Here is a 7,155-nt window from a genome sequence, read left to right as displayed (position 1 = left end):
CGGGGATCGGCTTGCCGTCGATCACCGCCTGGATCGCCGCGGGCGAGCGCAGCTCCAGGATGGCCGGACCCAGCTCGCGCACCAGCGCCACCGGCATGGGCGCGAAGTGGCGGACCAGCGGCACCTGCCACTCGTGGATCAGGTATTCGTTCATGGCGTCGTACAGCCGGCTGGCGCGGCTGGCCTTGTCGCCGGGGCTGCCGCCCAGGGCGTCCTGGAAATGGCGCTTGGCATGGGTGCGGACCACCATGCCGATGATGTCGTGGACGCTGCGGCCGCAGCGCAGGCGGACGAAGTCGTCGGTGACGTGGCGGCCGTCGCTGTCGATCAGGATGTGCGCGAAGGCCTCGCGCCGCTTGCGGAAGATCAGCAGGCAGCCGTGCAGCAAATCGGGATCGTTGATGACGGTGTCGTAGAAATCCCGCTCGGGGATCTCGCTGAATGACGGCACCAACTCGCGCAGGACCTTGGTGAAGGGTCCGCGCAAGGTGTCGGTGATCCGCCTGACCGCCTTGTTGTGGTCGTCGTGGCCCACGCGGTGTTCCCGGATTTCCCACGCAGTTGAGTACTTTGTCGGCCAATATCCCCTGTTTTCCATGCGATCGCAAACGTCGGATGGTGACAGTCCCGGGCCAATCCAACGGTATAAGTGGATTCGCGCCGGCCGGCGCCCCACTTTGCCGGCATGCCATACCTGCCGCGAGCCCGCGTCTGGCCGGGAGCACCACACCGTCTGGGGGCCACCTGGGACGGGGCGGGGGCGAATTTCGCCCTGTTCTCGGCCCATGCCGAAAAGGTGGAGCTGTGCCTGTTCGACCCCTCGGGCGAAAAGGAGCGCGAGCGCATCGTCCTGCCCGAATACACCGACGAGGTCTGGCACGGCTATGTCCCCGACATCCTGCCGGGCCAGCTTTACGGCTACCGGGTGTACGGCCCCTACGATCCCCATGCCGGCCATCGCTTCAATCCCCACAAGCTGCTGATCGATCCCTACGCCAAGGCGCTGAAGGGGGGCTTTCGGTGGAGCGACGCCCATTTCGCCTATCGCGTGGGCCATCCGCGCGAGGACTTGTCCTTCGACCGCCGCGACAACGCCCGCCTGATGCCCAAATGCGAGTTGGTCGATACCGCCTTCACCTGGGGGCGGGGACGTCGGCCGGAAACCCCCTGGTCTCAGACGGTGGTGTACGAGGCCCATGCGCGCGGCCTGACCATGCTGCATCCCGAGATTCCCGAGGGCCGCCGCGGCACCATCGCCGCCCTGGCATGGCCGGCGATGATCGAGCACCTGCGCGCCCTGGGGGTGACCGCCATCGAGCTGATGCCGGTGCACGCCTTCGTCGACGACCGCCACCTGGTCGAGCAGGGGCTGCGCAACTACTGGGGCTACAATTCCATCGGCTTCTTCGCGGTCGAGCCGCGTTACCTCGCCACCGGGCGGCCGTCCGAGTTCAAGGCGACGGTGCAGCGGCTGCACGATGCCGGCATCGAGGTCATCCTGGACGTGGTCTACAACCACACCGCCGAGGGCCACCACCTGGGACCCACCCTCAGCTTCAAGGGCATCGACAACGCCAGCTACTACAAGCTGGTGCCCGAGGACCAGCGCTATTACTGGGATTCCACCGGCTGCGGCAACACCCTCGACCTCGGCCATCCGCGGGTGCTGCAATTGGTGCTGGATTCCCTGCGCTACTGGGTGTCCGAGATGCATGTGGACGGCTTCCGCTTCGACCTGACCGCCAGCCTGGCGCGCGACGGCTTCCACTACGATCCCGGCGCCGCCTTCTTCGACGCGGTCGGCCAGGACCCGGTGCTGTCCTCGGTCAAGCTGATCGCCGAGCCGTGGGATCTGGGCCACGGCGGCTACCGGGTCGGCGGCTTCCCGCCGGGCTGGGCGGAATGGAACGGACGCTACCGCGATGTGGTGCGGCGGTTCTGGAAAGGCGAGGGCGGCATGGTGCCCGAGCTGGCGTCACGGCTGACCGGCTCGGCCGACATCTTCGACCACCGTGGCCGGCGGCCCTGGGCCTCGGTCAATTTCATCACCGCCCATGACGGCTTCACCCTGAACGACCTGGTCTCCTATAACGACAAGCACAACCAGGCCAACGGCGAGGACAACCGCGACGGCGCCGACGACAACGAATCGTGGAATTGCGGCGCCGAGGGCGAGACCACCGATTCCGAGGTGCTGGAACTGCGCCGGCGCCAGCGCCGCAACCTGCTGGCGACCCTGCTGCTGTCCCAGGGGGTGCCCATGCTGCTGGCCGGCGACGAGGTCGGCAACAGCCAGCACGGCAACAACAACGCCTATTGCCAGGACAATGCCCTGGCCTGGACCGACTGGGAGGGGTCCGATCCCGACCTGCTGGCCTTCGTCCGCCGCCTGCTGGCCATCCGCCGCAACCACCCGGTGTTCCACCGGCCCCGCTTCCTGCGCGGGCGCACGGTCCACGGCACCGACCTCGTCTGGGTGAGCCCGGCCGGCGGCGAGATGACCGACGAGGACTGGAGCTTCCCCGAGGCGCGCACCCTGGGGCTGGTCTATACCGGCGACACCAGCGACTTCTACTACACCACCGCCGGCGGTCTGCCCCAGCGGGATCTAGCCTTTTTGCTGCTGTTCAACGCCTTCTGGGAGCCGGTGCCGTTCACCCTGCCGGGCGCCGACCGCCTGTGGGAGGTCTGGGTCGACACCTTCGACCCCCTGCGCCAGGGCCACCGCCACGCCTCGGGCGACGCCTATCCCCTGGACGCGCGCTCGCTGGCGCTGCTGGTGCGGCTGTGATGCGGAATCCGAATATTCCATTCGGGTTCCGTATTCTGCGCCCACTGCGGGCGCGGCCAAGCAAACCGGAGGTTTGCGCCCGGCGAGGGACGAACAAGACCATACCAAGTCCGAATTCGTCATTCGGACTTGGTATGGTGCCCGAATTTCACCAAACGTTAAGCCCGGCGGAGCGGATGTGAAATCTTGCCGATGGTAGTTTGCCCCATCCGATACGGAAGGGGCGCCGCTGGCCCAAAGCTGCGGCGCGACGGTCATGAACAGGTTCGGTTCCAGCCTCTCCTGCGATATTCGCGGCGCCCTTTGGCGCGGCACCATCTGTCCCGATGGCTGCGCCGCCAAGGGTGACGAGGCTGCCTATGTGGCGCTCAAGCTGGACTGCATCAACCGCATGCTGGAATGCTCGCTGATGAACGGCTGCACCTCCGCCATCCAATGCGGCGACGACGCCATCGACATGATGCGGCCGCTGCTGAGCGGCCAGCCCATGCCGCTGACCCGCTCGGCCTGACGGCGGCGGCCAGGCTCACCCCTGGCGCACGCCGGCGAGGAAGTCATGGACGCCTCCGGTCAGGGTGCCGGCGTTGTCGGCCAGCACGCCGGCGGCGCCCAGCACCTGGGTGGCGCCGGAATTGACCTCGTTGACCACCTGGGTCATCCGTCCCACCGCCGACGACACCTCGGAGGTGGCGGCCGAGGCTTCGGCGACGTTGCGGGCGATCTCGCCGGTGGCGGCGCCCTGTTCCTCGACCGCCGAGGCGATGCCGGCCGAGATGCCGCTGATGGTGTCGATGGTCTTGACGATGCCGGCGATGCCTTCGGCGACGTCGCGGGTGGCGGCCTGGACGCCGGTGATCTGGGAGGTGATCTCCTCGGTCGCCTTGGCGGTCTGGTTGGCCAGGCTTTTCACCTCGTTGGCGACCACGGCGAAGCCCTTGCCGGCCTCGCCCGCCCGGGCCGCCTCGATGGTGGCGTTGAGCGCCAGCAGGTTGGTCTGGCTGGCGATCTGGTTGATCAGCTGGACCACGTCGCCGATGCGCGACGCGGCGCCGGAAAGCTGGCGGACCATCTGGTCGACCCGCTGCGCCTCGGTCACCGCCTCGCGCGAGATGCCGGCGGATTCGGCCACCCGGCGCGAGATCTCCGAGATCGAGGCGGTCAGTTCCTCGGCCGCGGCGGCGACGGTCTCGACATTGGCGGCGGTGCGTTCGGCGGCACCGGCCAGCGCGCTGGCATGGCCTTCGGATTCGGCTGCCGCCGACACCATGTGCTCGGCCGTGCCCCGCAACTGGGTCGCCGAGCTGGAGACGGTGGCGACCACGCCCTGCACGCTCCTTTCGAAGTGGTCGGCGATCTGGACCAGGCTGCGCCGCCGTTCGGCCTCGGCCGCCGCCTTGGCGGCCTCCTGGTCGCGGCGCAGCTGGTCGGCCTCGGCCAGCGCGGTCTTGAAGCCGTCGATGGCGCGGGCGAGGTCGCCGATCTCGTCGCGGGCGCCGGTGGCGGGAATGGCCACCGAGCGGTCGCCGCCGGCCAACCTCAGGGTGGCCCCGCGCAGGGCCGCCAGCGGCGCGATGATCGAGCGCCCGACCAGCAGCGAGATGGCCGACAAGGCGACGAGGGCGAGGACGAAGGTGATGATGGCGACCCGCAGCGTCGCCGCCACGGTGGCCTTCTCGTCGGCGTTGGCTTCGTCCACCTCGGCATAGAGCGAATCCTGCAGCGCGATCAGGGCGGTCTCGACCTTGCCGCCGGCCTCGTCGATGGCGTCGTCCAGCCGGGCGAAGGCGTCGTCGTCGGCCCCGGCCTCGATGGCCGCCTTCAGATCCCCCAGGATCAGGTCGTTGAGGGCCTTGACGTCGCCCGGCAGGCTGGCCGCCAGCGCCCTTTCCTCGGGCGTGTCGGCCAGGGCGGCGACGTGGGCGGCGAAATCCAGCAGCCGGCGCGAGCGCACCTTCATGTCCTCGAGCCGCTCGGGCTGCACCTTGCGGTCGCCGCGGTCGATGATGGAATCCATGGCGGCCAGGGTCAGAACCAGCTGATCGACATTGGCGGCCGTCACCTCGCGGGCGGCGGCACTCCGCTGATGAACCGCCTCGGCCGACCGGTCGATGGAATCGTGGGTGTAGAGGGCATTTCCGCCCAGGACGGTGAGGGTGGCGACCGCCACCGCCCACAGAAGGCCGAGCCTGGCCTTGATGTCGATGGTCATGGGAAGGCACTCCTCTACTTTTGGCGGACAATTTACGACCTTAGCCTTATATTATAAAAATGAAAATACGAAGGTTGTATGTATTTCGCGTCGATGCGCGGCGGAACCCCTGCGTGGCATAGGGTTGACTTCATGCCCTATCAGGCCCCAATCTCCATGCTTCTTCCCGAAGGGGAGCCCCGGATGCGGGGCTGAGAGGCCGGAGCGCGTCCGCCGGCGACCCTTGGAACCTGATCCGGGTCATGCCGGCGAAGGGATCGGATCCTGCTCCGCCATTCGCCGTCCTGCACCCTTGCGGAGCAAGCCATGTCCGACCGTTCCCAGGCGCTTGACGTCACCACCGGGCCGCTGCCCGGCTCGCGCAAGATTCACGTCGAGGGCTCGCGCCCCGACATCCGCGTCGCCATGCGCGAGGTCGACCTCGAGCCGTCGGCCGACGAGCCGCCGGTGCGTCTCTACGACACCTCGGGGCCCTATACCGATCCCTCGGTGCGGGTCGACATCGCGGCCGGCCTGGCCCCCCTGCGCCGCGCCTGGGTGCTGGCGCGCGGCGACGTCGAGGAGTATCCCGGGCGCGCCCACCGGCCCGAGGATGACGGCCTCAAGCCGGGCGAGACCATCTCGGTGCCGGTGTTCGACCGCGCCGGCCGCAAGCCGCTGCGGGCCAAGGGCGGCGCGGCGGTGACCCAGATGGCCTATGCCCGCCGCGGCATCATCACCCCGGAAATGGAATACGTCGCCATTCGCGAGAACCTGCGCCGGGCGGAGGCCATGGAGCGGGACGGCGAGGATTTCGGCGCCGAGATTCCCGACCAGGTGACGCCCGAATTCGTCCGCGACGAGATCGCCCGCGGCCGCGCCATCATTCCCGCCAACCTCAACCACCCGGAAGCCGAGCCGATGATCATCGGGCGGAACTTCCTCACCAAGATCAACGCCAACATCGGCAATTCGGCGGTGGCCTCGTCGGTGGCGGAAGAGGTCGAGAAGATGGTGTGGGCCATCCGCTGGGGCGCCGACACGGTGATGGACCTGTCCACCGGGCGCCACATCCACGCCACCCGCGAATGGATCCTGCGCAACTCGCCGGTGCCCATCGGCACCGTGCCCATCTACCAGGCGCTGGAGAAGGTGGACGGCCGCGCCGAGGACCTGACCTGGGAGGTCTTCCGCGACACCCTGATCGAGCAGTGCGAGCAGGGGGTGGACTATTTCACCATCCATGCCGGCCTGCGCCTGGCCCACATCCCGCTGACCGCCAAGCGGGTCACCGGCATCGTCAGCCGTGGCGGCTCGATCATGGCCAAGTGGTGCCTGTCCCACCACAAGGAGAATTTCCTCTATACCCATTTCGAGGACATCTGCCACATCCTCAGGGCCTATGACGTCGCCTTCAGCCTGGGCGACGGCCTGCGCCCCGGCTCCATCGCCGACGCCAACGACGCCGCCCAGTTCGCCGAGCTGGAGACGCTGGGCGAGCTGACCAGGATCGCCTGGAAGCACGATTGCCAGGTGATCATCGAGGGGCCGGGCCACGTCCCCATGCACAAGATCAAGGTCAACGTCGAGAAGCAGCTGAAGCTGTGCGGCGAGGCGCCGTTCTACACCCTGGGGCCGCTGGTCACCGACATCGCCCCGGGCTACGACCACATCACCAGCGCCGTGGGCGCCGCCATGATCGGCTGGTTCGGCACCGCCATGCTGTGCTACGTGACTCCCAAGGAGCATCTGGGCCTGCCCGACCGCCAGGACGTGCGCGAAGGGGTGGTCACCTACAAGCTGGCCGCCCATGCCGCCGACCTGGCCAAGGGCCATCCGGCGGCCAGGCTGCGCGATGACGCGCTGTCGCGCGCCCGCTTCTCGTTCCGCTGGAAGGACCAGTTCCACCTGTCGCTGGACCCCGACAAGGCGCTGGAATTCCACGACCGCACCATGCCCGCCGAAGGGGCGAAGCTTGCCCATTTCTGCTCCATGTGCGGCCCCAAGTTCTGCGCCTACAAGATCAGCCAGGAAGTGCGGGACATCGCCGCGGAGCGGAGCGAAGCCATGATGGCCGAGCACGGTATGGAAGCAATGAGCGAGAAATTCCGCGCCGACGGCGGCGAGATCTACCACGCCGAGAAGCCGGCGGCGGAGTAGGCACGCCCTTTGCTTC

General features: G+C 68.2%; 4 protein-coding genes, 1 pseudogene and 1 riboswitch. Of the genes and pseudogenes, 3 read left to right on the top strand and 2 right to left on the bottom strand.

Going from position 1 to position 7,155, the window contains the following annotated elements:
• A pseudogene (locus MTBUT4_RS07645) lies at positions 1-535 on the bottom strand (hypothetical protein); the annotation flags it as partial.
• A 150-nt stretch (positions 536-685) separates the two neighbouring features.
• On the opposite strand from MTBUT4_RS07645, the gene glgX reads away from it, so the two are divergent.
• Positions 686-2,791 (top strand): glycogen debranching protein GlgX, encoded by a 2,106-nt coding sequence (gene glgX, locus MTBUT4_RS07640; protein ID WP_173979078.1) that lies wholly within the window; start codon positions 686-688, stop codon positions 2,789-2,791.
• Positions 2,792-3,047: 256 nt separating this feature from the next.
• On the top strand, positions 3,048-3,302 hold the full coding sequence (locus MTBUT4_RS07635) for a hypothetical protein (protein ID WP_173979077.1): 255 nt from the start codon (positions 3,048-3,050) through the stop codon (positions 3,300-3,302).
• Between the two features lie 15 nt (positions 3,303-3,317).
• Here MTBUT4_RS07635 and MTBUT4_RS07630 read toward each other — a convergent pair whose 3' ends face one another.
• Complete coding sequence (locus tag MTBUT4_RS07630; protein WP_173979076.1) at positions 3,318-5,000, bottom strand: methyl-accepting chemotaxis protein; 1,683 nt, start codon at positions 4,998-5,000, stop codon at positions 3,318-3,320.
• A gap of 160 nt (positions 5,001-5,160) precedes the next feature.
• Positions 5,161-5,274, top strand: a riboswitch (TPP riboswitch).
• A 32-nt stretch (positions 5,275-5,306) separates the two neighbouring features.
• On the opposite strand from MTBUT4_RS07630, the gene thiC reads away from it, so the two are divergent.
• Positions 5,307-7,139 (top strand): phosphomethylpyrimidine synthase ThiC, encoded by a 1,833-nt coding sequence (gene thiC, locus MTBUT4_RS07625; RefSeq protein ID WP_173979075.1) that lies wholly within the window; start codon positions 5,307-5,309, stop codon positions 7,137-7,139.
• Positions 7,140-7,155 lie beyond the last annotated feature (16 nt).

Origin of the sequence: Magnetospirillum sp. UT-4 (assembly GCF_902729435.1) — a bacterium.
Taxonomy (GTDB): domain Bacteria; phylum Pseudomonadota; class Alphaproteobacteria; order Rhodospirillales; family Magnetospirillaceae; genus Magnetospirillum.
This window is presented reverse-complemented; position numbering and strand designations above follow the sequence as displayed.

Bases quoted from the DNA above. Each gene is read 5' to 3' on its own strand.
- glgX (WP_173979078.1), top strand. From the start codon at position 686: ATGCCATACCTGCCGCGAGCCCGCGTCTGGCCGGGAGCACCACACCGT.
- MTBUT4_RS07635 (WP_173979077.1), top strand. From the start codon at position 3,048: ATGAACAGGTTCGGTTCCAGCCTCTCCTGCGATATTCGCGGCGCCCTT.
- thiC (WP_173979075.1), top strand. From the start codon at position 5,307: ATGTCCGACCGTTCCCAGGCGCTTGACGTCACCACCGGGCCGCTGCCC.
- MTBUT4_RS07630 (WP_173979076.1), bottom strand. From the start codon at position 5,000: ATGACCATCGACATCAAGGCCAGGCTCGGCCTTCTGTGGGCGGTGGCG.